Source organism: Yoonia sp. GPGPB17, assembly GCF_037892195.1.
Classification (GTDB): Bacteria; Pseudomonadota; Alphaproteobacteria; order Rhodobacterales; family Rhodobacteraceae; genus Yoonia.
The window spans coordinates 2,175,583-2,200,424 of record NZ_JATACI010000002.1 but is presented as its reverse complement, the minus strand read 5'-3'; the positions used below and the strand labels follow the sequence as shown (position 1 = coordinate 2,200,424).

25 protein-coding genes, 1 tRNA gene and 6 pseudogenes are annotated in these 24,842 nt (G+C 55.9%); 14 read left to right on the top strand and 18 right to left on the bottom strand.

What is annotated here, in order from left to right:
- Positions 1 to 163: 163 nt before the first annotated feature.
- From yidD (QTO30_RS22095) to QTO30_RS11810, 3 genes are read right to left on the bottom strand one after another with little or no spacing between them, the layout of a single operon-like run.
- On the bottom strand, positions 164 to 676 hold the full coding sequence (gene yidD / locus QTO30_RS22095; RefSeq protein ID WP_445327146.1) for a membrane protein insertion efficiency factor YidD: 513 nt from the start codon (positions 674 to 676) through the stop codon (positions 164 to 166).
- Positions 673 to 2,013 carry a cysteine--tRNA ligase gene (gene cysS, locus QTO30_RS11815; protein WP_340424313.1) on the bottom strand — a complete coding sequence of 447 codons (1,341 nt, stop codon included), beginning with the start codon at positions 2,011 to 2,013 and terminating at the stop codon, positions 673 to 675. Before cysS ends, yidD (QTO30_RS22095) begins: the two co-directional genes overlap by 4 nt.
- Positions 2,014 to 2,016: 3 nt before the next feature.
- Entirely contained in the window at positions 2,017 to 3,129 is a 1,113-nt protein-coding gene (locus QTO30_RS11810) for a CobW family GTP-binding protein (protein WP_340424312.1), read from the bottom strand.
- Positions 3,130 to 3,253: 124 nt separating this feature from the next.
- On the opposite strand from QTO30_RS11810, the pseudogene hisI reads away from it, so the two are divergent.
- A pseudogene (gene hisI / locus QTO30_RS11805) lies at positions 3,254 to 3,685 on the top strand (phosphoribosyl-AMP cyclohydrolase); the annotation flags it as partial.
- A gap of 9 nt (positions 3,686 to 3,694) precedes the next feature.
- Complete coding sequence (gene ribD / locus QTO30_RS11800; RefSeq protein WP_340424311.1) at positions 3,695 to 4,306, top strand: bifunctional diaminohydroxyphosphoribosylaminopyrimidine deaminase/5-amino-6-(5-phosphoribosylamino)uracil reductase RibD; 612 nt, start codon at positions 3,695 to 3,697, stop codon at positions 4,304 to 4,306.
- Positions 4,307 to 5,089: 783 nt separating this feature from the next.
- Here ribD and QTO30_RS11795 read toward each other — a convergent pair.
- Positions 5,090 to 5,514, bottom strand: a pseudogene (locus QTO30_RS11795) (RrF2 family transcriptional regulator).
- Positions 5,515 to 5,695: 181 nt separating this feature from the next.
- Here QTO30_RS11795 and QTO30_RS11790 point away from each other — a divergent pair.
- Positions 5,696 to 6,860, top strand: a pseudogene (locus tag QTO30_RS11790) (S-(hydroxymethyl)glutathione dehydrogenase/class III alcohol dehydrogenase).
- 55 nt (positions 6,861 to 6,915) lie between these two features.
- On the opposite strand, the gene QTO30_RS11785 reads toward QTO30_RS11790, so the two are convergent.
- On the bottom strand, positions 6,916 to 7,308 hold the full coding sequence (locus QTO30_RS11785) for a VOC family protein (RefSeq protein ID WP_340424310.1): 393 nt from the start codon (positions 7,306 to 7,308) through the stop codon (positions 6,916 to 6,918).
- Positions 7,309 to 7,528: 220 nt separating this feature from the next.
- Here QTO30_RS11785 and QTO30_RS22090 point away from each other — a divergent pair, with 220 nt between their 5' ends.
- Together QTO30_RS22090 and QTO30_RS11780 are read left to right on the top strand one after the other, a co-directional pair.
- Positions 7,529 to 7,705, top strand: coding sequence for a TGS domain-containing protein (locus QTO30_RS22090; protein ID WP_445327145.1), 177 nt, complete (start codon positions 7,529 to 7,531; stop codon positions 7,703 to 7,705).
- 15 nt (positions 7,706 to 7,720) lie between these two features.
- A pseudogene (locus QTO30_RS11780) lies at positions 7,721 to 8,251 on the top strand (His/Gly/Thr/Pro-type tRNA ligase C-terminal domain-containing protein); the annotation flags it as partial.
- A gap of 145 nt (positions 8,252 to 8,396) precedes the next feature.
- Here QTO30_RS11780 and QTO30_RS11775 read toward each other — a convergent pair.
- From QTO30_RS11775 to QTO30_RS11760, 4 genes and pseudogenes are all read right to left on the bottom strand, one after another.
- Positions 8,397 to 8,473: transfer RNA gene (locus tag QTO30_RS11775), tRNA-Arg, on the bottom strand.
- Between the two features lie 60 nt (positions 8,474 to 8,533).
- Positions 8,534 to 9,934, bottom strand: a complete 1,401-nt coding sequence (locus tag QTO30_RS11770; RefSeq protein ID WP_340424309.1) for a sensor histidine kinase — start codon at positions 9,932 to 9,934, stop codon at positions 8,534 to 8,536.
- A 19-nt stretch (positions 9,935 to 9,953) separates the two neighbouring features.
- Positions 9,954 to 11,373: pseudogene (locus QTO30_RS11765) on the bottom strand (dihydrolipoyl dehydrogenase family protein).
- A gap of 3 nt (positions 11,374 to 11,376) precedes the next feature.
- On the bottom strand, positions 11,377 to 12,108 hold the full coding sequence (locus QTO30_RS11760) for a TVP38/TMEM64 family protein (RefSeq protein ID WP_340424308.1): 732 nt from the start codon (positions 12,106 to 12,108) through the stop codon (positions 11,377 to 11,379).
- Positions 12,109 to 12,406: 298 nt separating this feature from the next.
- Between QTO30_RS11760 and rpmH the strand changes: the two genes are divergently transcribed.
- The 3 genes from rpmH to yidD (QTO30_RS11745) are packed head-to-tail and all read left to right on the top strand — an operon-like array spanning position 12,407 to position 13,160.
- Entirely contained in the window at positions 12,407 to 12,541 is a 135-nt protein-coding gene (rpmH, locus tag QTO30_RS11755; protein WP_008231458.1) for a 50S ribosomal protein L34, read from the top strand.
- Positions 12,542 to 12,588: 47 nt separating this feature from the next.
- Positions 12,589 to 12,942 carry a ribonuclease P protein component gene (gene rnpA / locus QTO30_RS11750; protein WP_340424307.1) on the top strand — a complete coding sequence of 118 codons (354 nt, stop codon included), beginning with the start codon at positions 12,589 to 12,591 and terminating at the stop codon, positions 12,940 to 12,942.
- Positions 12,939 to 13,160 carry a membrane protein insertion efficiency factor YidD gene (gene yidD, locus QTO30_RS11745; protein ID WP_340424306.1) on the top strand — a complete coding sequence of 74 codons (222 nt, stop codon included), beginning with the start codon at positions 12,939 to 12,941 and terminating at the stop codon, positions 13,158 to 13,160. Before rnpA ends, yidD (QTO30_RS11745) begins: the two co-directional genes overlap by 4 nt.
- On the opposite strand, the gene QTO30_RS11740 is transcribed toward yidD (QTO30_RS11745), so the two are convergent.
- From QTO30_RS11740 to QTO30_RS11735, 3 genes are all read right to left on the bottom strand, one after another.
- Entirely contained in the window at positions 13,157 to 13,744 is a 588-nt protein-coding gene (locus QTO30_RS11740; RefSeq protein WP_340424305.1) for a YwqG family protein, read from the bottom strand. The two genes, yidD (QTO30_RS11745) and QTO30_RS11740, sit on opposite strands and share 4 nt — an antisense overlap.
- Positions 13,683 to 13,880, bottom strand: a complete 198-nt coding sequence (locus tag QTO30_RS22085; RefSeq protein ID WP_445327189.1) for a DUF1963 domain-containing protein — start codon at positions 13,878 to 13,880, stop codon at positions 13,683 to 13,685. Before QTO30_RS22085 ends, QTO30_RS11740 begins: the two co-directional genes overlap by 62 nt.
- A gap of 254 nt (positions 13,881 to 14,134) precedes the next feature.
- The gene (locus QTO30_RS11735) at positions 14,135 to 14,671 is read right to left on the bottom strand and encodes a DUF3833 family protein (RefSeq protein WP_340424304.1); all 537 of its coding nucleotides are present in this window, start codon (positions 14,669 to 14,671) and stop codon (positions 14,135 to 14,137) included.
- A gap of 437 nt (positions 14,672 to 15,108) precedes the next feature.
- Between QTO30_RS11735 and QTO30_RS11730 the strand changes: the two genes are divergently transcribed.
- Positions 15,109 to 16,512, top strand: a complete 1,404-nt coding sequence (locus tag QTO30_RS11730) for a PstS family phosphate ABC transporter substrate-binding protein (RefSeq protein WP_340424303.1) — start codon at positions 15,109 to 15,111, stop codon at positions 16,510 to 16,512.
- A 316-nt stretch (positions 16,513 to 16,828) separates the two neighbouring features.
- Positions 16,829 to 17,434, top strand: a complete 606-nt coding sequence (locus tag QTO30_RS11725) for a LolA family protein (protein WP_340424302.1) — start codon at positions 16,829 to 16,831, stop codon at positions 17,432 to 17,434.
- A 38-nt stretch (positions 17,435 to 17,472) separates the two neighbouring features.
- On the opposite strand, the gene QTO30_RS11720 is transcribed toward QTO30_RS11725, so the two are convergent.
- Together QTO30_RS11720 and QTO30_RS11715 are read right to left on the bottom strand one after the other, a co-directional pair.
- On the bottom strand, positions 17,473 to 18,063 hold the full coding sequence (locus QTO30_RS11720; protein WP_340424301.1) for a transglycosylase SLT domain-containing protein: 591 nt from the start codon (positions 18,061 to 18,063) through the stop codon (positions 17,473 to 17,475).
- Positions 18,064 to 18,137: 74 nt separating this feature from the next.
- Positions 18,138 to 19,019, bottom strand: coding sequence for an AEC family transporter (locus QTO30_RS11715; protein ID WP_340424300.1), 882 nt, complete (start codon positions 19,017 to 19,019; stop codon positions 18,138 to 18,140).
- An 81-nt stretch (positions 19,020 to 19,100) separates the two neighbouring features.
- Between QTO30_RS11715 and hspQ the strand changes: the two genes are divergently transcribed.
- Complete coding sequence (gene hspQ, locus QTO30_RS11710; protein WP_008231445.1) at positions 19,101 to 19,427, top strand: heat shock protein HspQ; 327 nt, start codon at positions 19,101 to 19,103, stop codon at positions 19,425 to 19,427.
- Here hspQ and QTO30_RS11705 read toward each other — a convergent pair.
- The gene (locus QTO30_RS11705) at positions 19,424 to 20,263 is read right to left on the bottom strand and encodes a fumarylacetoacetate hydrolase family protein (RefSeq protein ID WP_340425924.1); all 840 of its coding nucleotides are present in this window, start codon (positions 20,261 to 20,263) and stop codon (positions 19,424 to 19,426) included. The two genes, hspQ and QTO30_RS11705, sit on opposite strands and share 4 nt — an antisense overlap.
- Positions 20,264 to 20,365: 102 nt before the next feature.
- Here QTO30_RS11705 and yaaA point away from each other — a divergent pair.
- Positions 20,366 to 21,144: pseudogene (gene yaaA / locus QTO30_RS11700) on the top strand (peroxide stress protein YaaA).
- On the opposite strand, the gene QTO30_RS11695 reads toward yaaA, so the two are convergent.
- From QTO30_RS11695 to QTO30_RS11685, 3 genes are all read right to left on the bottom strand, one after another.
- Complete coding sequence (locus QTO30_RS11695) at positions 21,141 to 21,980, bottom strand: DUF2927 domain-containing protein (RefSeq protein WP_340424299.1); 840 nt, start codon at positions 21,978 to 21,980, stop codon at positions 21,141 to 21,143. The pseudogene yaaA and the gene QTO30_RS11695 sit on opposite strands and share 4 nt — an antisense overlap.
- 188 nt (positions 21,981 to 22,168) lie before the next feature.
- Entirely contained in the window at positions 22,169 to 22,462 is a 294-nt protein-coding gene (locus tag QTO30_RS11690; protein ID WP_340424298.1) for a Dabb family protein, read from the bottom strand.
- Positions 22,463 to 22,536: 74 nt separating this feature from the next.
- The gene (locus QTO30_RS11685; RefSeq protein WP_340424297.1) at positions 22,537 to 23,712 is read right to left on the bottom strand and encodes an acetyl-CoA C-acyltransferase family protein; all 1,176 of its coding nucleotides are present in this window, start codon (positions 23,710 to 23,712) and stop codon (positions 22,537 to 22,539) included.
- 251 nt (positions 23,713 to 23,963) lie between these two features.
- Between QTO30_RS11685 and QTO30_RS11680 the strand changes: the two genes are divergently transcribed.
- Both QTO30_RS11680 and QTO30_RS11675 read left to right on the top strand, forming a co-directional pair.
- Positions 23,964 to 24,224 (top strand): glyoxalase, encoded by a 261-nt coding sequence (locus QTO30_RS11680; protein ID WP_340424296.1) that lies wholly within the window; start codon positions 23,964 to 23,966, stop codon positions 24,222 to 24,224.
- A gap of 107 nt (positions 24,225 to 24,331) precedes the next feature.
- A complete protein-coding gene (locus tag QTO30_RS11675; protein ID WP_340424295.1) occupies positions 24,332 to 24,835 on the top strand; it encodes a hypothetical protein in 504 nt (167 codons plus the stop codon).
- Positions 24,836 to 24,842: the final 7 nt, after the last annotated feature.

Below are 24,842 nucleotides of genomic sequence, written 5' to 3'. Positions count from 1 at the left end.
GTGACTTCAAAATTTGGAGGTGCCTCTATGGCTTTGGTAGCAAGCATCTGGTCTGGGGTGACTCTGAATGGCTTCACCCCGGCCTCGTATTCCTTGATCGTTCCAATGATCTGCTCATCACTAAATCTGCGTTTCATAGTCCATCCTTTGCTTGGACGGATTACTAGCACCCCAGTGGCCCGATTTCAGGGGGCTGGGTCAGTGTCGTAAGCGTTTCAGATGTCCAAGTTGTTCGGGCAGACTGATTCTGACTGGGGTTCACAATATTCATCAGACTTCGGACCCTTCGTCTTTGAGAAGACGCCGCAGCCGAAACGCATGCCGTGCGCATCAATGACCTGACGCTATGGCAGAATCCGGTTTCTTCAGCGAGGCCGGTGGGGATTTGTAGCCGCAACTGATCACTGCGTTTTGCTATGCAACACCTGGCTTCATTTGATCCGGGGGTTTCAACTGGTGGCACAGGATCAAACCCTGACCCGCCCCATGGATTGCAGCGTGCCAGTCGGTGAAGCGTGAGCCAGAGGCCGCGAACAGGTCCGTGGGTTTCCAGGGCTTCGATCGCGTAGACAGAGCAGGTTGGTTGAAATCGGCATGAGTGGCCAAGCCAGGGAGACAGGATGAGCCTGTAACCACGGGTCGGAAGGATCAAAAGCCAGGTGACGAAACCCCTCATGCGCGCATCCGCCAGCGGCTCTCGCCGCCAGAGTCCTCAACTTCCACGCCAAGGGCCAGCAACTGGTCACGCAAGTCGTCTGCGCGTTGCCAATCGCGATCGGCACGTGCTTGAGCACGGTTTGCCACCAGCGCTTCGATGTGATCGACCTCGCCAGCACCCGCTTTCGCCCAAGCAATTGGATCCTGCTGCAGGAGACCAAGGAAACCGCCTGCCTGGCGCAGCCCTGCGGCGATCTGGGCGCGGCGGCTTGGGTCGGCTTCAGCATGCACTCGCGCAGCAAGCGCATGCAGAGCGGCAAAGGCGGCCGGGGTGTTCAAGTCATCATCAAGCGCGGCCAGCACCGGGGCCATGTCATCCGGTGATGGCTCTGCCGCCGGTTGGTCGCGCAAGGCGCCATAAAGCCGATCAAGCGCCGCGCGCGCCGCCTTTGGGGTCTCGGGCGTCCAGTCAAGCGGCTGGCGATACTGCGCTGACAAGAGAGCATAGCGGATCGCCTCGCCCGGAGCTTTCTTGAGAAGATCGCGCACCAACAGAACATTGCCGAGCGATTTGGACATCTTGGCGCCCGATACGGTCACATGGCCGTTGTGGACCCAAAACCGTGCCTTGGTGCCTTGCGCAATCTCGTTTTCATGATGGGGGAAACGCAGATCGATGCCGCCGCCATGAATGTCGATCTGCTCGCCCAGATGCGCGCGGATCATGGCAGAACATTCGATGTGCCAGCCGGGGCGTCCAAAGCCCCACGGGCTATCCCAGCCGGGCTGGTCGGCATCAGACGGCTTCCAAAGCACGAAGTCGCGGGGATCGCGTTTCCAAGGAGCGACCTCCACCCGCGCTCCTGCAAGCATCTCGTCCGGGTTCGCACCCGAAAGCTTGCCGTAATCCGGGAAAGCGGGAATGTGGTATAACACATGGCCTTCTGCGGCGTATGCTTTACCTTCAGCGATGAGCCCTTCGATCATCTCGATCATCGGCCCGACATGCGCCGTTGCATGCGGCTCGATATCCGGCGGGGCAACACCCAGTGCGGCGAGGTCTTCGTGATAGGCTTTTGTGAATTCGGCTGAGATGGCATCGCAGCTCACCGCGCGTGACGCGGCAGCCGCGATGATCTTGTCATCCACATCCGTGATATTGCGGGCATAGGTGAGCTTTGGCACCTGCCTTCGCAGCACCCGCGCCAGAACGTCTAAAACGACGGCCGGTCGTGCGTTGCCGATATGCGCGTAGGAATACACCGTTGGTCCGCAGACATACATGCGGGCGTGATCCGGGTCATGGGGAACAAACGGTTCGATCTTGCGGCCCATGGAATTGAAAAGATTCAGCATTTGTCAGAACGGCATCTCAACGGTTTCGAGGACCATGCCATCGGTTGCCGTCTCGACCTCCTTTGGCTTCATACGAAGCATGTTCAGGCTGGCGTCGAGATCATCCTGGCTCATGTTCCGAGCAATAACGACAACCCGGCTGGTCGTATCTTTCCCGGTCCAGGATTTCAGAGGCACTGGAGCATCAAAGATATGTTGGACACCATGAAACACGAAGGGCCAATCCATACCTTCAACATGCACAATTCCCTTTATCCGCAAGAGATCAGGACCTTTGATCGCGATCAGCATGTCGAGCCAGAAATCAAAAACGCTGGCCGGGATTGGCTCAGGCACTTCGATGGATGCTGACCTGATCTGGTGTTCTTGATGGTGATGGCCTTGTCCATGCTGGCCATCATGATGATGGTGGTCATCGCCGTGGTGGTCGTGCGTCTGTGGTTTTTCCGCCTTGCCAAGCCAAGCTTCGATGTCATCCGTGGCCACGTCTTCCCGTAAAGCCGACAATCCGAACAAAGCGCCGGTCGGTACCTTCCCATGGTTGGCGTAGATGCGTTGCGCCGAGTTGTTGATCGTGTTCACTTGTGCCTCATAGGACGCAAGATCGGCGTCGGACACCAAATCCGTCTTGGTTACGACGATCAAATCTGCAAGGGCGAGCTGGTTGACGGCTTCCACCTGTGTCTCCAGCGTGCTTGCACCTGTTGCCGCATCGGCAACGGTCACAATCCCGTCCATGCGGTAGTAATGCGGCATGAGTTGGTCGACGACCAGAGTATGAACGATGGGGGCAGGTTCCGCGATCCCTGTCGTCTCAATGACAATGCGGTCAAACGAAAGCTCACCATTCTGTTTTCGCGCCATGAGCTTGCCAAGCGTTTTGGCAATGTCGCCCCGGAACGTGCAGCACAGGCATCCGGACTGCATCAAGATCGTTTCTTCGGTGGAGGCTTCGATCAAGTCATGGTCAAGGCCAGCAGCACCGAATTCGTTCATGATCACAGCGATCCGTCCTGCTTCTGGATCATTGATCAAGTGGTTCAATAAGGTCGTTTTCCCCGCGCCGAGAAACCCAGTAAGCAAGGTTACGGGGATACGCTCATCAATGGTGTCCATGGAAGTGCTCGTCCTCTTTACAATCCAGCGATCCTGCGCGAAGAACTATATGTTATAAAGTAACAAATCACAAGGCGACTCCATGAGCAAAGCTGAGTTCTAAACCCGCCAATCCGTTGAACAAGTCGAAGAAGGTACCGACTTCGCGCCGAAGTTCGACGCTGATGGGCTTTTGCCCTGCATAACGACAGACGCAAACAGTGGCGAAGTCCTCATGTTAGGTTGGATGAACGAAGAAGCCCTCAGGCTGACCATCGAGATGGGCGAAGCCCATTACTTCAGCCGCGCGCGGCGGGTTCTTTGGCACAAGGGAGCAACATCTGGGCTGGTCCAAAAGGTTGTTGAAGCTCGGATCGACGATGATCAGGACGCGATCTGGTTGCGCGTCTCTGTGGCCGGATCAGGTGCGTCGTGCCACGTGGGGTATCGGTCTTGCTTTTACCGGGCTGTCCCAGTGGCCGAAGATGCTGGAAAACCTCTGAAGTTTCTTGAAGATCAAAAGACCTTCGATCCCGTGGAAGTCTATGGCGATGTCCCCAACCCCACTGAACTCTGATCTTTTTTCATGCACCGCGCCTTGGACCTGGCTAGGAGTGCGCGGGGTCATGTCTGGCCTAACCCACCTGTCGGCTGCGTGATTGTGCGCGATGGCGCGATCATTGCCGAGGCGGCCACACATCCCGGCGGCCTCCCCCATGCCGAGCGCAAAGCGCTGGATATGGCAGGCGATAGCGCGAGAGGTGCCACCCTTTACGTGAGCCTTGAACCCTGTTGCCATTGGGGCAAGACGCCACCCTGCGCCGATGCGATCATCGCGCGCGTAGTTTGCGCTATTCAAGACCCTGATACACGCGTAAACGGCGGCGGATTTATGAAGCTACAAGATGCTAGTGTTGATGTTGCAGTCGGTTTGTGCGGCGCAGAAGCCCGAGAGGTGACGTCGGGTTTTTTTCATCGTGTTCGCGCGGGCGCGTCAGAACTTGTTAAAGCTGCTGTTGAACCCGACACGATCCCTGATGGTGCCGATGCAGTGTTAAGGACCATCCAAAACTGCTTGACACGCGAAACGCGAACCGGTGCAAACGAATGCAGTTATAGATCAGTTGATAAGGTGACACGCTGGATGGGCGCACTTGGGCTTACGACGGTTGCCGTGCCACAAAAGGACCCGTTCTGACGGGACTTGCCTCTGCTCGGTGACTTGGAAATCTCAGAACCTTCGGAGCACCAAAATGCGCCGCTCGGGATTGAGGCATAGCAATGGACATCGCCTTCAAAGTACGGACCAAGTCTTTCTGGCATACACAAAGGGTCAAGCGCTTGGTCCGGGAGCGGCTTGGACACGGTGCCCAATGCCTCGTCTCTGTAAGGGAAACGGTTTGTACTGACCCTGGTTGCGAAGGTCCGGCAACCGAGATCAGGATCGTTACCTTAGGGTTCCAGGAGATTAGGGCGCTGGTTCACAAACAACCCGGGCAAATTGTCGGGAGCGACATCGCCGACGTTTTGTAGTTCCGTTTGCTTTCGCCCGCTTTAGATCTAGGATGAACGATGACCACGGAAATACGGAGCGTCAACCCTTGTGACGATGCGGCTCGCGCCGCGATTGTAAACGACTGGATCGACGCAACGGACAGGCTGCCGAGACAGCATTCATGTGAAGTCATCGAAGATATGACCCACATGGGAAGCCCCTTACGCGAATTTTAGGGCGCCGGAAGCTCGATCCACGTTTCTGTCCTTCAAAAAAATAGTTGAGCCAGATTATGCGACTTATGCGGCGGTGATTTGGCGCAGCTCTGCGATCGAGAGCCGCCGTTGATGCCCGCGTCGTGTCGCAATAGCGACGTCGGATGCAGTCCATTGCCAAATGGGAAGTTGGTCCATCATGCAGCAAAGCTCTCTATGTCGCTTCGCCTGACTGGGTCCAGATTTCGAAGTACAGTTATCCTGTGCAGCACTACAGGTTCTCTTGCAGAGGTTTACTGCTACCGGTCTCGGCAATCGTTGTGCAGTACAGCCGATCTATCAGTGTAGCTTCGACTTCATTCAGGATTTGGATCACTCGTACCTCCAAGTGACGCTCAACCTGACATGAATGTGGTTCAGGGTCGGATCGGGATGCGACCAGCCTCTCTTCAAGCGCGAGATAGACATCGGCCAGGGTAATTTCATCCGATGGCCGCGCTAGCCGCCAGCCCCCTGAATGACCGCGCTCAGAGGTCAGCAGCCCAGCTTTGCGCAACTTGCTAAAACGCGCCGGACAACGACGGGGTTGGTGCCGGCATGGTCTGCAATTTCTGAGGACGTCTGGGTGCGGCCCGTATCTTGGGCCATGTGGGATAGCGTGTGCAATGCAAGAGATAGGCGAGAGTTACGTTTCATCATGTAGGCCTACCTAGCTCAATTCTGTTTGTAACTTAAGGAGTTGCGAGAGGCATTTCTCTCGCTTAGCCTCAACGCATAGGATTACCCAGCAATGCGTCTTTTTTGATCGCACATCCAATACCCCATCGCCCAAACCCAATTCCGATTTTATCGTTGATCCATTGGGAGGACAAACAAAATGAAGACACGCGCTGCTATCGCTTGGGGACCCAACCTGCCCCTGGAGATTGAGGACATTGATCTGGAAGGGCCGAAAGACGGTGAGGTCCTTGTTCGTATTGTCACCACGAGTCTGTGTCACACGGATGTCTTTACGTTGTCCGGCGATGACCCAGAAGGGTTGTTCCCATGCATTTTGGGACATGAAGGCTGCGGTGTGGTTGAGGAGATCGGCAAAGGAGTGACCTCAGTCAAACCCGGTGATCACGTTATCCCGCTCTATGTGCCCGAAGACCCCGACTGTCCCTACATCAAATCTGGTAAAACGAACCTATGTCAAACGATCCGCGCGACCCAAGGGGCCGGTCTTATGCCGGACGGCACGTCGCGTTTCTCATACAAGGGCAAGCAGATCTTGCACTATATGGGTACCAGCACGTTCAGCGAATACACTGTTCTGCCGGAAATCTCGGTCGCTAAAATATCCAAGGAAGCGCCCTTGTCCAAGGCGTCTGTAATGGGCTGTGCGGTGCCGACGGGCATTGGCGCTGTGCGCAACACTGCAAAAGTCGAACCTGGCTCGACGGTTGCGGTCTTTGGCCTGGGTGCTGTGGGGATGGCTGTCATTCAAGGTGCGGTTCTAAAGGGCGCATCGCGCATCATCGGGGTCGATGTGAACCCGAATAAGTTCCCGCTCGCCAAGTCGCTCGGGGCTACCGAATGCGTGAATCCCAAAGATCATTCGGCACCGATCCATGACGTTTTGATCGAGATGACGAACGGAGGATTGGACTATACCTTCGAAGCCGTCGGCAATGTGGAACTTATGCGGTCGGCGCTTGAAGCCTGCCACAAGGGATGGGGGGAATGCACGGTCATCGGCGTCGCTTAACGCGGGCCAGGAAATATCCACCCGACCTTTCCAACTTGTGACAGGTCGCGTGTGGCGGGGAACGGCGTTTGGCGGCGTATTAGGCCGCAGTCAACTGCCCGGCATGGTGAACGAATGGTTGCGCGGTGATTTTGATGTGGACCCCTACATCACACACCACATGCATCATGAACAGATCAACACAGCCTTCGACCTGCTAAAGGCAGGCGCGTCCATACGCTCGGTGATCCATTTCCAACCGGAACAAACGATGACAGTAAACTCTTTGCCGGGAAAAATCGTTCCGGTGTAAAGGTCTCGCTGAACCTGGTCTGGCCTCCGAGTAAGGTTGGACCAGGAACAAATCGCTAACCTTGATCTTCACCCAGATAAACAAAGCTCATTTTGTTACCGTCTATATCGCGGACATAGGCACCGTAGAAGTCGGGCCCATACATCGCCCTTGGGCCCGGGTCGCCTTCATTGGTTCCGCCTTCAGCAAGAGCGATTCTATGCGCGGCATCAACTTCTTCTTTGGTTTCGCACGCAAGACCAACCATATTGCCGTTGCCCGAAGTCGCAGTTTCTTCGTTGAAAGGAGTTGCAACCCAAACGCGCCCGCCTCCTCGCACTTCGTAGCAGAATGCATGAGGCATACACTCAGCTGTCAACTTGCCGCCAATCGTGGGCAAAACCGCATCATAGAAGCCACGCGCCTGGTTAACATCGTTCGAGCCAAGCATGACGTAGTTGAGTGACATGAGGTGGACTCCTTCAAGGCAGGTGTTGCTAGTGTTTCTGCGTCCGCGTTCCGCGTAGTCGACACAGTTTGAACCGTATCGTAACATTAAAAGTTGCGAAACAGCTCTCTGTGATTTAGCAGCTACGACTAATGCTTATCTGCCATTGCTAGATCCAAGTCTGCTTGTTGGAGATACGCTGTGGTCGATCCGAGACCAATGCGAAGATGAAAGAACAACGATGATCCATGTAAGTCTGCCAGATGGCGCGACCCGCACACTTTCTGACAATGCGACGGCGTCAGGCCTTGCATCAGACATCAGCAAAAGCCTTGCAAAGCGCACGGTTGCGGCAGTGGTGAACGGAGTTATTTCCGACTTGTCTGCACCACTCCCAGACGGGCAAATGTTGAGTTAATTGGCCGAGACGAACCGCATCGGCGGCGATGAAAGCTGGGATCGCTCAGAGGATTCTTTGAGGAAGGCGCTGGATACTGCGGGCCTAGAATACACGATTTTCGAGGGAGAAGGCGCATTCTATGGTCCAAAACTGGAATACGTCCTGCGCGACGCAATCGGGCGCGACTGGCAATGCGGCACGCTGCAAGTAGACTTTAATCTGCCAGAACGGTTCGGCACAACCTATGTGGCGTCCTCCGGGGAAAAGCTGCCACCGGTCATGTTGCACCGGGCCCTTTTTGGATCGCTCGAACGGTTTGCAGGGATTCTGATCGAGCATCATGCGGGACATCTACCCCTGTGACTCGCGCCTGTTCAGATCGTAGTTGCAACGGTAACCGAGGCCGCAGACGGCTATGCGGAGGAGGTCGCTGAAACCCTGAAGCAGGCCGGGCTGCGTGTTGAGGTCGATCTAAGGAACGAGAAAATTGGCTACAAGGTTCGCGAACATGTGCTGAAGAAGATACCGATCCAGATTGCAGTTGGTGCGCGAGAACCGGAAGACCCTAGCGGCGCTGCATTTCTCAGTTGTCTGAAGCACGAGATGTGAACCGGACGTCTGCGACCGAGCTACAAGCATCCGGTTCGCGGTGATTGGGTCAGTTCTTGACGTAAAAGCCAATTTCGTCTGACGTTCGACATGAATTCTTTGGCGGACTGGGGAGGATTCGAACCCCCGACCCCTTGATTCGTAGTCAAGTACTCTATCCAGCTGAGCTACCAATCCGCGTATCGGGGGATTTAGACCTGCTTGTCTGATGATGCAAGGCCCAAATCGCATTCTTTCTCATTCTGCCGCAGGTGCAAGTGCGAGGTCCTCTTTGGGCAGTTGGATCATGAAGGTCGTGCCGTCTTCGTTCGTGCGTTGCAATTCGAGCCGCCCGCCATGCCCGCGGATCAGGTCGGCCGCAATCACCAGCCCCAGACCAGAGCCGCCTTTGCGCACGCCCCCTTGGAAAGGCTGGAACAGATGTTCTTGTGCCTTTTGTGGCAAGCCAGGTCCGGTGTCCGTAATGGTTAGCCGCCAAGACTGATCATCTTCGGTTGCTTGCAGGCCGATCTCACCTGGCTTGCCCGTCGCCATGATCGCCTGCCGCGCGTTGCGCACAAGGTTGAAAATGACCCGAAAAAGCTGTTCGCCATCGGCACGCAAGGTCATCGAGGCTGGAATGTCTTCTGAAAAGGACAGCGGGTAATCGGCGGCGGCAAGCCGCTCGCTATCGATCACGTCGCCGACGATTTGTGACAGGTTCACCCGGGTCAGGGCCGGAGCGGGTTCGTCGACGCGACCGAAGGCGAGGGTCGTTTCGCACAGGTTCACGGCGCGGGTGATGGAATTTACCAGTTTTGGTGCCATGCGCTTAACCAAAGGATCGTCGGATGACTCAATCCGGTCGGTGAACAGCTGTGCCGAGGTCAGGATGTTGCGCAGATCGTGGCTCACCTTCGCGACCGCGCCGCCCAATTGGGCCAAGCGTTCCTTCTGCTTCAGAGCGCCGGTCAATTGGGTTTGCATCATTTGCAGCGCCTCTTCCGCGTCCCGCAGTTCTTTGACCCCAGCCGACGGCGTGATGATCTGCCGGGCATCTTCGGGGGCCTTGGCGTAGGCTTGCATATGCTCGACCACGCCTTTGATCGGGCGCACCAGCAGGATCTGCACGGAAAGGAACAGCAGGCTGGCCGTGATGACCGAGATAAAGGCCGACAGGAACAGGATGTTGCGCCCATAGGCCAAAAGCGCCTCGCGCAGTGGCATTTCGTCCATTGTGACTTCGATCAGTAGCCCGCCGTCGCGCACCGGGTTGCCGATGACGCGGATGATCCGGTCTTCACCGTCAATCAGCGTGCGCAATGCGTCTGAGATCAATGTCATGCTGCTGGGGTTGCGCAGGTCGTATGTGGCGGTGATCGGGGAGGGGATCGGCGACGACAGCGCCAATTGCCGAATTTCGTCACGCCGCAGCACCACATTGTAGACTTCGGCGTTCCGCAGCAGTTCCACTTCCAGCGCGGGGCTGATCATATCATCGGCCTCAAGGGCCAAGGATGCGATCTGTGCGCGTTCCAGCCGGGCCAGCAGATAGTCCTCACGAAATCGCGCGACCGATGGCACAAAGATAAAAATCTCGGCCAGCATCACGAAAATCACCGTGAGGATCAGAAAGCGACCTGAAAGTGAGTTGGTCATGTTCCCTCGCTCAAAGGGCTTATGGCAGCCACCGCTGCACGAAGCCGACAACACGCTTTACCGTGGGGTTTTCGAAAAGTCTTGGGCTAAAATAAGCGCCCGCGGCCCGTTTGTTAACCTCACTGACCGTCGGATATGGCAGAACAGTGTTTGCGATGGCCGACATCTTCATTTTGTTGGCAATGGCCATGGCCCACATGCCGATCAGTTCGCCCGCCATATGGCTAAGCGATAGAAGCGCCGACCGGCTTGCCTTTGACAACCATGACCTTGATCAGACCCTTGGTTTTGCGTTCTGCGATCAGACGGTCGTTGTGGTGGAAATCAAAGCGTACAACTTCGAGTGCTGCGCCGTATTTCGATTTGGCTTGCGCCTCGGTCAAGCCAACCTGGGCCAGTTCCGGGTCGGTGTAGGTCGCCCAAGGAATGTGATCTGTCCGCTGCTTGGACGGCAGGCCGAACAACATCGAGCGGATCAGCACGCCTGCGTGGTAGCCCGCAACATGGGTAAACTGCAGACCACCTGCAACGTCACCCGCCGCATAGACCTTTTTGTTGGTCACTGAGCGCAAATCAGGGCCGACCTTCACACCAGTGCGGTCGTGTGCGATGCCGCCTGCGTCCAGATCAAGCTTGTCCGTGTTTACCTTGCGCCCCACGGCCATCAGCAGGTGAGACCCTGTGAAATCGCCCTTTGGCGTATGCACGGTGATAGCCTCACCTTTGCCGCTGATCTTCTCGGCTGGGGCTTCCTCAACAATGTTGATGCCCTCGGCCTTGAGGTTTTCCAGCACGATGACTGCCATCTCCGGGTCATCTTTGCCGAAAGCCTTCATGCCTTCGATTACTGTCACCTCACAGCCTAAGCGCCGGTGCGCCTGCGCCATTTCCATACCAATGGGACCTCCGCCGATGACGATCAGATGCTTGGGCTTTTCGCGCAGATCAAAGATGTCTTCGTTGGTGTAATGCTTGACCGTGTCCAAACCGGGAATTGGCGGCACGAAAGGGCCAGAACCGGTTGAGACCACAAAGCGGCGCGCTTCGATGATGTTATCACCGGCCTGTACTTCGGTTTTCGAGATGAAGGTGCCGAATTCTTCGATCACTTGCACGCCGAGGCCCTCGAACCGCTCAACGCTATCCACCGGGGCAATTGTCGCGATCACGTCATGGACGTGGTCTTTGGCTGCGGCATAGTCCACCTGCGCCTCAACGTCGCTGACGCCCAGTTGCGCACCATGTGACATGGCGTGCGCTTGTTTGGCCGACGCAATCAATGCTTTGGAGGGCACGCAGCCGTAGTTCAGGCAGTCGCCGCCCATCTTATGCCCTTCCAGCAGGACCACTTTGGCGCCCATCTGGACCGCTCCGGCTGCAATGGACAATCCGCCAGAGCCGCCGCCAATGATGCAGATATCTGTCTTGATCCGGTTCATGACTTAAAGACCTTTCTTGCCGCGAATGGCATTGATCGCGATGGGGAGGGCAGCCAGTACGCACAGGCCGATGATGGGGAAGATGATCTGCGGTTCGAAGATGATGCCAAGGTTCGGGGTCTCACCACGGGCGAAGACTTCGCCAAGGCCAGCACCGACAGAGGTGTAAACGACTGAGCCGGGGATAATGCCGAGGAAGGTAGAGATCACAAAGCGATGCAGTGGGACCTCAAGGAAGGATGGGATCAGATTGGCGAGGAAGAAGGGAACGGCGGGAACGAGGCGGATCAGGAACAACATGGACCACTGATTTTCGTCGATACCGTCTTTGATTTTTTTGACCGCACCTTCGGAGTTTTCCAACTTCTTACCCAAGCTTTCACCAAACCCCCAGCGGGCAGCGAGGAAGATCGCGGTGGCACCGATGGTCGCCGCGGTCATGTTGAATAGCGCACCTGGGAAGGTTGCGAACAGGAAACCACCTGTCAGCGTGGCGATTGTTGCCCCGGGGAGGGAGAAGGCAACAATCACCACATAGGCCGCAATAAACGCCAGAACGGTCAGCAGATAGTTGGCGTCACGGAAGCTGAGCAGGGCTTCCCGGTTCTCGGCCAGCGCCTCGAACGTCAGGTAATCGCGCAGGAAGAATGCACCAAGGATTGCCACAACACCGATAATGATCAGCGGGAGCTTTTTAAGTATCGGGTTCGTGGGGGCTTCAGTCATATCGGTCATCTCTCGGGTCCTATGGGTGTATGGGTGTCTGTTTTGTTGCAGGTTAGATGGACCGATCCCTGCTTTCGCGATACCCACCTCACGGCGCATTGATGCAAAGCACCCCTGATGTTTCAGTTTTGCGGGGTGCACCCGTGAAGATTGTAACAATTGATGTGATCGAAATATGGGAATTGTTGCAGTTTCACCCTGTGTGCTGCGTTGACATGGGTAGCAGCCCCCTCTAAACGACGGGTCTGAAATGTCATTCGGCTTCGAATCCCCCGATCGGATTTGGCCATAAACCGGAGAGCACGCGATGAAGCGCACGTTCCAACCATCAAACCGGGTTCGCAAGAACCGTCACGGCTTCCGCGCACGCATGGCCACAAAGGCTGGTCGCAAGATCCTGAACAATCGCCGCGCCAAGGGCCGTGCGAAGCTGAGCGCGTAAGCGCACCAGCCGTTTTGACCGATTTGAAACCGCCGGTTGGGCCTAAGATGGGCACTCCGGCGGTTTCTGTTTGCGTATTGACCAAGCGTGCCGATTTTGTCCGCGCGTCACACGCCCACAGGCAGGGCACCCCCGGTATTCATCTGCAAGGCCGCAGGCGCAGTGCAGGCGAGGCCGGGGGCATCCGCGTCGGTTACACCTGTTCCAAAAAAGTTGGCAATGCCGTCGCCCGCAACCGCGCCAAACGGCGCCTGCGCGAAGTAGCGCGTATCGTGCTACCTGAAATCGGCCGTGATGGATGGGATTACGTGTTGGTGGGTCGCAAAGACACCACGGCGACCCTACCTTTTGACGTATTGGTGGCCGATCTGCGCCGCGCCATGAAAAAGGTCCATGGATGAGCCCGCTTGCCTATATCGTCTCTTTGCCCGTGCGGGCCTACCGCCTCGTGCTTTCACCTTGGGTGGGGATGAGCTGCCGGTATCACCCCACGTGTTCCGCTTACTCGTTAGAGGCGCTGGAAAAGCACGGGGCGATTAAAGGCAGTTACCTCACGGTGCGACGTATCCTGCGCTGTCATCCATGGGGCGGGTCGGGGATAGATAACGTGCCGGACTAGCTGCAGTCCCAGTTGTAGGCGGCACGTTCAAACCTCTTCGCGTGCAGGTCCTCTGGACGCATCAAGAAACAGGCTTCGCCAGCATCGCCCCAACAAATTTCGATCCCTGTCTCGCGATCAAAGAAGAAACCCATTTGCAACAACACTTCGGTGTATTCCAGATAGTCTGGTTGGCTCCCGGCGCGGCGGAAATCATCTTGGGTAAAGTCCGGGTGCCCACCATAATAGAGAATGCCGGGTTTGGCTTTGGTCAAACCTTCCCAGAAATCATCCCACAAATCGGTCGGACAGTCTGGATACCAATCCTTGGTCAGTTCGCCGACCATACTGCTATTGGGCGAGGGCACCCCGGTGGAGGCCCGGCCGGTTACGCGTCGCCCCTCTAGCAAGAGTTTGTCGCTGAGCGGTGAGCACTCCCATGTCACGTCCGGGAACTCGTGACGCTCCAGCTTCGACACATCCTCGAAATGGAAGACACGGAAACCCTTCTGGTTAATCGAAGGAAAATCGCAGCCGTTAAGGTCATCGTCTGCGACAAAGACGCTTAAAAGGCCCTCGTTGGGGTAGCCCGCGAGCGCGGGCATTTCGGAAAAAGTTGATCTGTGCCAGAAACAGCATTGGCTTGTCATCTTGATCGAGAGGCCAAACCATATCCTTTGGCAAGCTGGGCCGCCCCCCGACGCAAGAGTGCGGGGCATCGGTATTGGCGTCGCCGCTCATTTGCAAAGCGACCGCAGACTTCTCTCGCAACTTGGCAAGGTCCGTTGCTTTGGCAACTATCGCTCGCCAATCACGCATATCGGTTGGATCAGGCTTACGGCTAATCTGCTTGGGTGCCGCGGCAGATTGTTTCTCAGCTTTGTGCTGCCGGTACAGGAAGAAGCCCACGACAATAAGTGTTACGAGAAGTCCGATGAGATTTGCCATCGCGTGCGCCTTGTGCCTTTTCCTTCTGGCGCAGACTAGCTGGCACGCTATTCCTTCTCAAAGGAAATCGTCACCGTTCCGATGTCGAACCCAAACCGTTTGACATAAGCCAGATTCAGCAACCGATCCTCGGCCAAAAGCCACATCCAGTCATCGAAGGTTACACGCAGCGTTTCCGTCTCACCGGTTGCAGAGGGTACAGGCAAGTCAATCTCGTACCTCCAGTTGAAGCGATCACCTTGTTCTTCACCAGTCGCCTGTCCAATCACGCCGGGGGCCGTGCCGACCCAGCTATCCGGACCGGTTTTGGTCAGGGTCCAGATGCGTTGTTCGGTCGAGCCGTCTTCATAGATGAAATCCTCTACCAGTCGCAGCCGCTCGCCGTCCCAATCGCCGTCAATGGTGACAACAAAGCTGCGACGTACCGTGCCGAGAATGTCCTGAAATTGGCCATAAGCCACCAATTCGCCGTCAAAGAATTCTTCGAGGTTCAGCTTGCGGTCGCTGAGGTTAGGGTCATCAAAGGACGGCTTGCCGGTACAGGCGGCAAGCAGGGTAAAGGCGGCAGCAAGGATCAGGCGCATGGTAGATGTCTCCAGAGGTTACATTTCTGTACGTAATGCTGTGCGCTTTAGATGCTTCTGTTCTCACGGTGGGCTGACGAGGTGCAGTTTTGGGGTATGTGTGTACATTCATTCAACCGATGATTGATCTATGGTTTAGGGGCGGCGAAGTTGTCATGATTTGATGTCGATTCTGTTGTTTTACAGGCCTGATCGGGTTGTGGTCGTAATTGCTGCATGCCATCGTCACAATGTGGCGAGACTATGGAGCGTGATTATCTGGCAAAGTTTTGGGATCACATGGGACCTAAGAAACAAGGGCCGCTTTATTGTTGCGAAAAGCTGCACAATTTGTAGATAAATGCAACAATTTCCCTAGTTTTGCCAGTATTCGGTGTTTCTATCCTGCCACCAACGCCAAATATGATCTTGACGAACTTTCGGAGCCTGGAAGCAAAATGATTTCACGAATTGGTACCACTTTGTTGTGTTCAGTCGCACCTTTTGCGCTTTTTGCACAGGCGGTTGAGTTGCGCTCAAGTGATGATTTTATCAATGTGGAAGGTGAGATTGTCGGCTATAACGGTGTTATGGTGCAGGTCGAAACGACCGTCGGCGTGGTGGCTGTTCCGGCTTCAGAAGTGATCTGCTTTGGGGCCGGTTGCAATGACATTATCGCGTCCAATGATTTTGGACTGACTGCAAGCGCTTTTCAGGGTGTCGAAGCTTCGGAAACATCTGAAACAGTTGTGGCTGTGGTGCCGGGTGCCTCTGACGAGCTTACTGTTGGGTTTGCAGCCTCGGATTACGCTGCGCTGCACCGGACGATTGTCGGGGCCTATGCCGTGACAAATGCTTCATCGACCCGTGTTGATCTGACATCCGTCGGTGAACTGGTCATGGAAGACAATACGTCAGGCCAGTCGGCATCACTCGCGCTGAGTGCCAGTGATGCCACCGCCGATATTGTTGTTGGTGCGGTTTCGCTGAACGGAACAGCGCCAGCGGAATACAACACGCTAGCAGCATGGGCGCTGGGCACTAACCTGACACATCAGCTGCTGGGGCTCAGTGCTTTCTCGGTCATTGTTGCGCCAAACGCAGGTATCTCTGAAATCTCGATCAATGATCTGGCCCGCGTCTTTGCGGGCGAGATTACAAACTGGTCTCAGATCGGTGGCGCCGATGTCAATATCCTGCCCCTTCAACTGCCGCCCAATTCTCAGATCGGGGCAGAGGTTCAGCGATTGATTATGGATCCAGCGGGCAAGGAAATCGCTGGTAATGTTTTGACAATGTCCGATGAAGCCGGTGTTTCGGCCTCGATCAATCAGTTCCCGGGCAGTGTAAGCGTTGTGACAGCGGGTGCCGCAAGCAATGATCTTGTCGTTGATGTTGTTGGGACCTGCGGCATTTCGGTGGCGCCGACGATGTTCAATATCATCTCGGGTGATTATCCTTTGGTGCGCCCGATCATGGCGACCTACAGTGCACCTGCGACAACCACGCTTGTGGCCGATGTGTTTGATTTTGCTTCCTCGGATGTGGCGCAAGGCCTGCTAGAGAACGAAGGCTTCATCAATCACAGTGCTATGATGATGGACAGTGGAGAGAAGAACACCCGATTGAGTGGTTTGCTTGAGGCATCCTTCGATGACGCACAGCGCGCGGCCGCCGCCGAGATGTTTCAGGTGTTGTTCGATGCCGAGCGTCTGTCGCCCACAATGACCGGCGGTGTTGCCAGCGGGCCAGAGGGTGCGTGGAACCGTGCAATGTTGATCAATCTGATTGACATGCTGGAGGACGGCGCAAATGCCGGGCGCGAGGTGATCTTTGTAGGCTTCGGCCAAAGCAGTGCTTAAGCAGCGTCGCAGCGATTGACACCTCTGTTGCAGCGGCGGCCGAATTCGCGGCGCTGTTCAGTAGTGCAGCGGCAAGCACGATCGCCGAAGGTGGCTATACGGTAACGTCCTATGGTTTTGGCAATGTCTCTCCTGCCACATGCGTGGATGGTCACGTCGCAGGGTCAGAATACTCTCGCGTTGAGGTGTGGCTTCGCTAGTCGCGCCACTGCTATTCCAAATCAGATGGCATGATATCGCTTAACAGCGGTTCACATGCTGTTGTATCGCCTATCCAAAGGGTGCATTTCAGCGCCCAGACACATAGGTAAGACACATGAGCACACGTATCCTATCCGTTATCACCGCCATGGTATTGACGCTTTGCGCAGCCTCGGCCTCGGCCCAGCAACTGACTTTGGGGCAAATCTCGGCTTATCTGAATCAGCTTCAGACGGCGCAGGGCGGCTTTACGCAAATCAATGCAGATGGCACCCTGAGCACCGGCCAGATTTACATCAAACGCCCCGGGCGCATTCGCTTTGAGTATAACGCGCCATCGGACTCTTTGGTCCTGGCCAGCGGTGGACAGCTTGCGATTTTTGACGCCCGTTCGAACACCGGGCCAGAACGGTATCCGTTGAACCAGACGCCGCTCAGTATCATTCTACAGCAGAATGTAGATCTCGGACGCGAAGATATGGTTACTAACGTCGTCTCTGACGGCACGACAACGACAGTAACGGCTCAGGACCCCGATAACCCCAACTACGGCAGCATCCAGATGGTGTTCACCGCCAACCCGGTCGAACTGCGTCAGTGGATCGTGACGGATGAGTTCGGAACCGAGACGACTGTGATCCTGAACGACCTGATCTCAGGCAGCAGCATCCGCGACATTCTGTTCAATATTCGCGCTGAGACGCGCAACCGTGCGGGGTGACGCATCAAATGGCGGTCTTACAGAGACCGCCATTTGTTTTACCGCTTCCGGCAGGACCGTAGCTGCTGATCATACATCACTGCACGTCCTTCCACCTCGCCCGCGATGCGTATCAGCCAGCTTTTGGAGCGCCATGTGCCACGCCGAAACCCGGTGCGCCCATCGTGGTAGGCGAGGTATTGATTGCGCGTGTCGTTGATTGGTACGCCGGTCTCTTCAACTGTTTGGACCATGTACCAACCCATGAAATCCGTTGCGTCAAAGATGTCATCACGCCGCGCGCGGCTTCCGCCGGGGCCCTCTTGATACTCTTTCCAGGTTCCGTCCAAAGCCTGACTGTATCCGAACGCGGATGATTGACGCCCCACAGGGATCACACCCAGCGCATAGCGATGGGGCGTGCGGTTGTTCCCGATGAATTTGCTTTCCTGATAGATGATCGCCATCAGCGACGGCACTGGCACGCCGTATTTGCGTTCAACCGCGTTGAATGCGCGAAGGTACTCGGGGCGCTCGGACACGATACTGCATGCATCATCAAGGTTGCGCGGCGCCGAGTTATGACTCGATCCACCGCTGCAGCTTGCTAGAAGCATCACACATGCCATGGCGCGAAAGAAACTGCTCATCTGCCTCTCGCTTATATTTGTTTTTTTGAGCATAGCGGGTCTGGGCACGTCTGGGAATCCCCAAGTCGCGCCAATCAGATCACAAATGCAAGGATCAGCGGTAAAGCCAGCACCGAGAACAAGGTAGAGGCCACAACAAGGCCCGCCACAGGTTGCGCGTCGGCCCCGTATTTTTCTGCCAGCAGGTAAGATGTGACTGCCACGGGGGTTGCTACCTGTACAATCAGGACGCCTGCCGCAATCGGGCCAAGCCCGAACCAGGTTGCCGCAACCCACCCAGCAGCGGCGCAGATGATCACCTTGATCACCGACAAAACAACAGCTTGCGTCATGGCCTTGGTTTCAAGCCGTGCCACGGCAACGCCAAGTGTGATCAGCATCATGGGAATCGCCATTTGGCCGATCAACTCAATCGCATTGGTCAGGAATTCTGGCGTTTCCCAGCCCTGCCACAGGAACAAAGCACCCAGTAATGTCGCCCCGACCAAGGGTTCTTGGATAACGCGCCTAAAAGACCCGGACCCGGCGACCATCCAGATCCCAATGGTAAACGACAGGATCGCCATAATCGCAAACACAACGACGGCGTAGCCGAGCCCCGTTTCGCCAAAGGCAAACAATGCCAACGGTAAGCCGAGGTTGCCGGTATTGCCAAAGATGAGCGGTGCCAGATAGGTTTGCGAATGCAGCCCTGCTGCCTTCACGACGATAAAACAGCCAACCATAACAAGCCAATAGGCGACAAATGAGGCCAGCGAAAGGGCGGCAAGTGCTGCCGGTTCCACTTCGATGTTCATTAGGGCCACAAAGATCAGGCAAGGGACTGCCAGCGTCATCGCCATGCGGGTCACGAATTCGACGCGGTACTCAAACCCTAGTTTGACCCAGATAAACCCCACGGCAGCCAAGAGGAACACGGGCGCTGTGATATTCAGCACTGTCAGGGCGAGGTTCACAGACTGTTTCCTTCAAATCTTAGTGCAAACCGTGGACTTTGCACCCGCAGCAGACATATACAGGGCTGAGTTAGGAAGGCCATGTTCAAAACGCGCGCGAAATATCATCTGGGTCAAGTGGTCCGCCACCGCAAGCATCCTTTCAGGGGTGTCGTGTTTGATGTGGACGCCATGTTTTCGAACACCGATGAATGGTACAACGCCATTCCCGAGGACAGCCGCCCCAAGAAAGACCAGCCGTTTTATCACCTTTTGGCTGAGAATGATCAGAGCTTCTATGTAGCCTATGTTTCTGAACAAAACCTTGTTGCGGATTATTCTGGTGAGCCGGTGGATCACCCTGATCTGGATGATCTATTTGGTCCGTTCGAGGATGGTCAGTACCCTTTGCAGGTGCAACTGAACTAGTCCTGATACGCGACAACCTCTTGTCGCATATCACCAAGCCCTTCAATTTCAGCCGTCACGATATCCCCTGCTTTTAGAAAGCAGGGCGGTTTTTGACCGCCGCCTACACCCGGCGGTGTCCCGGTCAGGATCAAGTCGCCAGGATGCAGTGTAATGAACTGGCTGACATGGGCGACGATATGAGCAACACTAAAGATCATCGTTTTGGTTGATCCGGTTTGCATCCGCTTTCCATTCACGTCCAACGACATAGACAAGTTCTGCGGGTCTGCAATCTCGTCCTTTGTCACGAGATACGGACCAATGGGTGCAAAGCTATCGGCAGACTTGCCCTTAACCCATTGACCGCCTCGTTCCATTTGAAAGTGCCTTTCCGAGACATCGTTGGCCACAAAATATCCCGCAACATGATCCATCGCATCCGTTTCGGCAACATGCAGTGCACGGCTACCGAGGACGATACCGAGTTCGACCTCCCAATCGGTTTTCTCCGCCCATTTTGGGATCACAATTGGGTCGGTCGGCCCTGTTACCTCGCATGCTTTCATAAAGAGGATCGGGTGATCTGGGATCGGCATGCCCATTTCGTCGGCATGGTCATAGTAGTTCAAACCGATGCAGAATATGCGTCTCACGTCGCTAAGGAAGGCAGCGTGGTCGCCTGAAATTTCGGGCAGCGCAGCAAGATTGATATCGGCCAGTTTCTGCAAGCTATCCGGCATGACAGTGGCACTTGTGATGTCTGCGACATGCTCAGACAGATTGCGCAATACACCACTTTGGTCAACGGCCGCAGGCTTGATCCCACCGGGCGTTTTAATCCGACATAGTTTCATTGGCACACTCCGTTGTTTGTCAAAGTCATGCCGCAGGTCATAGGGGTGGTCAACGGCGTCCGTCATGTTACATCCCTATCCAAGACCAAAGAAGGATCCAAAATGCTTGTCGTTGTTTCCCCTGCCAAATCCCTCAATATGGACCCTGTCGACCTGCTTAAGCAACTGCGCCTGATTTTCAGGAAGATGCGGTGCGTTTGTCGAAGACGGCAAAAAACCTGACGCTGAAAGAACTGAAAGGCTTGATGAGCATTTCAGACGATCTGGCCAAGCTGAACCGCGACCGGTTTCGGGCCTTTGCCGCAGAACCAGAGGCGGAAGCGACGAAGCCTGCGGCGCTGGCGTTCAACGGGGATACCTATCAGGGGCTTGAGGCGAAAACGCTGACAGAGGATGACTTGGCATGGGCGCAAGACCACTTGCGCATTCTGTCGGGCCTCTACGGGCTGTTGCGTCCACTTGATGCGATCCAACCGTACCGACTGGAAATGGGCAGCCGGTTGAAAACCCGGCGTGGCAAGACGCTCTATGACTATTGGGGCGATACGATTGCCAAGGCGCTGAATGCGCAGGGTGAGGCGGTTGGTACGGATACGCTGATCAACTGTGCCAGTCAGGAATACTTCGGTGCCGCGGATCGCAAGGCGCTGAAACTGCGGGTGATCACGCCCGTCTTTATGGAACTGAAAGATGACAAGCCGCGCATCGTCAGCTTTTTTGCCAAACGTGCGCGCGGTGCCATGGCCCGCTTTGTGGTAGAGAACCGCGTGATCGATGCCGATGGGATCAAGGCATTCACCTCGGGCGGTTACGCCTATGACCCTGATCTATCCGAAGGCGATAAGTGGGTTTTTGTGCGGGACTACCCAGCGGCCGCCTAAGGCCGTGCTGCGACCCCGATCAACCTTTCCTGCTGCATGTTCACAAAGACGTCCGCAGCCTTTTGGGCCGTATCGCCCGGTGTCACGTCCTGACTGTAAAGGGCGCGCAGAAGCTGGAAGTCAGGCGCGCGATCTTCGCGTGTGATGCCGGTGTTATCAAAGGTGAAAAGCGACGAGTCTTGCGAGTCATTAAGCAGACCGAGCGTCTGCATGAACTCCTCGTAAAGGCACTCTGCCACCGGGGTCAGCGCATCATCCATATTGATGAAAATGAATCCGGCCCGCAGTTCATCATTCTTTGACATCACATTGAAGTAGCACCGCATGTCGCCGCCTTCGGCGAACTGGCGGCTGAGGCGTTTGGTGCTCTGGGTCAGGGCACCAAAGGTGATGCCATCATCCAATCCTGTCAGAAAAATAAAGATGCTTCCTGTAACCGAAAGGTCCTGCTCTTCCTGCTCGCCCTTAAAGAGGGCGCGGACGATGGAGCCTTCGATCCCGTCGAAATCAACAACCGGCATGCGGAATTGGGTGTTGCCCGCCAAGCGCCGATTGAACTGGGTCAGATCAAAGAACTCTACCGCGCCGATACCGGGAAAATCGGGCACCTGCGCATGTACCATCTCTACCATATTGTTGATCTGGTCGCGATGCGGATCACCGGTGTGAATGACCGTCAGTTTCGGCGGATACGCCCACCGGCGCACGGTACCGCGTTCGGATGCCAAAATCTCGACAACCTGATCATAAACGGGTTTTTCCTGTGCTGCGACCACCGCTGGAAGCGTGGCGAAAACGAAAGACAATGACGTGAGTATTCTTAGTATGCGTGGCATTTTCAGTACTCTTTAGCTGGTACAGTGAAGTCGCCCCAATGCCTTTAGTATTGGTGGCCGTCAGTCAAAAGGCGAGCGGTTTATTGCCCAAAACCCTTGTCTGGTAGAAAATCATTGCTCGACGTGTCTGTGCCGCAACACGTCCGAAAAGGGGCATAGGCACCTTGGAGCACCAGACGGTAGGCCCGCTAAAAGTCCGCTGCTATGCGCATGTCCCGCAGCGGACGTACCGCCTTGATGGAGGCCTGATAGAGCGGATCAGCCTTGTAGTCGGCCAGCGCTTCAGCACTGTCAAACTCGGCATAGACGATCACATCGACCTCGGATGAGAGCGCGTCGGCTTGCGAGTTGCGACGCACCTCAAACACGTTGCTGTGCGGAATACCCGCCAAGAGCTCCAGGCCCTCGATGATGCGTGGAATGTCAGCCTTGTCTTTGGCGCTAAAGAACACAACGTGGCGAAGGGGCGGGCGTGTGGTCACGGGGCAACTGTCTCATTTGTGGCTTTGGCCGTTAGAAACATGACCTACACGGGGCCGCAAGGGGCATACCTGCGTTAAATCCGCTCAATCGCCAAGGCGATTCCTTGACCGCCGCCAATGCACATCGTGATCAGGGCGCGTTTACCGCCAATACGTTCCAGCTCGTACATCGCCTTAACGGTGATAATCGCGCCCGTCGCACCTACTGGGTGGCCCAATGCAATCGCGCCGCCATTCGGGTTCACGCGGGCCGGGTCAAAGCCCAGTTCTTTGGACACGGCAAGCGCTTGGGACGCGAAGGCTTCGTTTGATTCAATCACGTCGAAATCATCAACAGTCAGCTTGGTCTTCACCAGCAGGTTTGCAACGGCTGGCACTGGCCCGATGCCCATGACCTCTGGCCGCACCCCCGCGTGCGCATACCCAAGGATGCGGAACTTTGGCGTCAGACCTGCCGTTTCCGCCGCCTCGGCCGTAGCCAAAACAATTGCTGCCGCGCCATCGTTGAGACCAGAGGCATTGCCTGCGGTCACCGATCCGTCTTTCTGGAACACCGGGCGCAGACCCGAGAGCGCCTCCAACGTTGTCGCCTTGGGGTGTTCATCGGTCACGAAATCCACCATCTCGCGGCGCTTCTTGACTTGCACAGGCGTGATCTGACTGTCAAAGTATCCCGCCGCCATCGCCGCTGCCGCCCGTTCCTGGCTTTGCAGGGCAAAGGCATCCTGATCGGCGCGGCTGATGTCATGCTCGCCCGCGACGTTTTCGGCGGTCACGCCCATATGACCAGTTCCAAAGGGACAGTTCAGCGCGCCCAGCATCATATCGCGCGTGCGGATGTCACCCATCTTCGCGCCCCAACGCTGATCTGAAATGATAAAGGGCGAGCGGCTCATGTTCTCGGACCCACCGGCGAGACCGAATTCGGCGTCACCCAGCATCAGCGATTGCGCGACTGAAACGATGGCTTGCACGCCAGACCCACACAGGCGGTTCACGTTCATCGCGGGTGTTGTGTCGGGGATACCCGCGTTCATCGCGGCGACGCGGCTGACGTACATATCTTTGGGTTCGGTATTGATGACATGACCAAATGCGACATGTCCGACCTGCGCACCTTCCACGCCAGAGCGTTCCATCGCAGCCTTCGCCGCGGTCGTGCCCAGTTCAATGGGCGATGTACCCGCGAGAGAGCCGCCAAAAGTACCAATTGCCGTGCGTGCGCCACCCAGAATTACGATATCGGTCATGTCAGCTCCTCTGTTTCATTGTGTCAGGATCGTACTTTCGGACGCCGAAAGAAACAGCGAAACGTCGCGGCAAACCTTGAATTAATGTCGCAGGTACCTATATAGTATACTATCGTATACAGTTTAGAGGTGGTCATGCTGTTAGACTTGACCGGGGGCAATCCGCTTGTGGTCGTCGCCGTATTTATTGCCGTTGTTTGGTTGCTCGTGCGTTATAGTGGCGGGCAGAACAAGAATGGAAAAGACGAAAAGTGATTGTAGGACTGGATCACTTGCAACTGGCGCACCCGGCGAAGGCAGAGGGCCTGATGCGTGCTTTCTATTTGGACCAGTTGGGTATGAAAGAGGTGCCAAAACCAGCGCCCCTGAAAGGGCGCGGCGGTTTCTGGGCGCGTGCAGGTGCCTTGGAGTGTCACTTTGGCGTTGATCCCGGTTTTCACCCGGCGACCAAGGCGCACCCGGCATTTGTGGTAGATGATCTTGATGCGCTTTCTGCGCGGTTGGCTGAGTAAGCCATGTGGTGCACTGGGATACGGCATTGCCGGATGTCAGACGCTTCTTTACCGCTGATCCTGTTGGTAACCGGATTGAGTTGATCGCAAAGAACGTCTGACACCTGATGCAACTCCCTTTTGATATCCCGCCCGAACTCATCCTTCTGCTGATGGTGCTTGCATGGCTTTATTACAGCTTCAAACAACGCGAGCGGGACGAAAATGAAGAGGATCCGCGTCCTAAGGCGAAGATCCACGGTCGCGGCATGGATTTCAGCGCCAGTCGCGACGCGGCACAGCAAAACGCGCGATTTCAGCAGGTTTTCATTCCAATGGAGCCCGAAGAAGAGGCGGACCTGCGCGCTTTCTATCTGGGCGAACTTGGTTTGACCGAGATGCGCGCGCCCAATTATCCTAAAGACGTCGATGGGTTCTGGGCCGTCAGCGGGACCCGGCAAATCTATTTTGGCACCCAGCCTAGTTTTCCTTTCGATGTGAATGCGTTGCCGTCGTTTCCAATTGCACATCTGGACAATGTCGCTGAAAAGCTTGCCGCCTCGGGGCACAGCATCGCGTGGGATCGCAGCATCCCCTACGTTCAGCGCTTGATCGTGACTGACCCCGCTTAAGCACCCA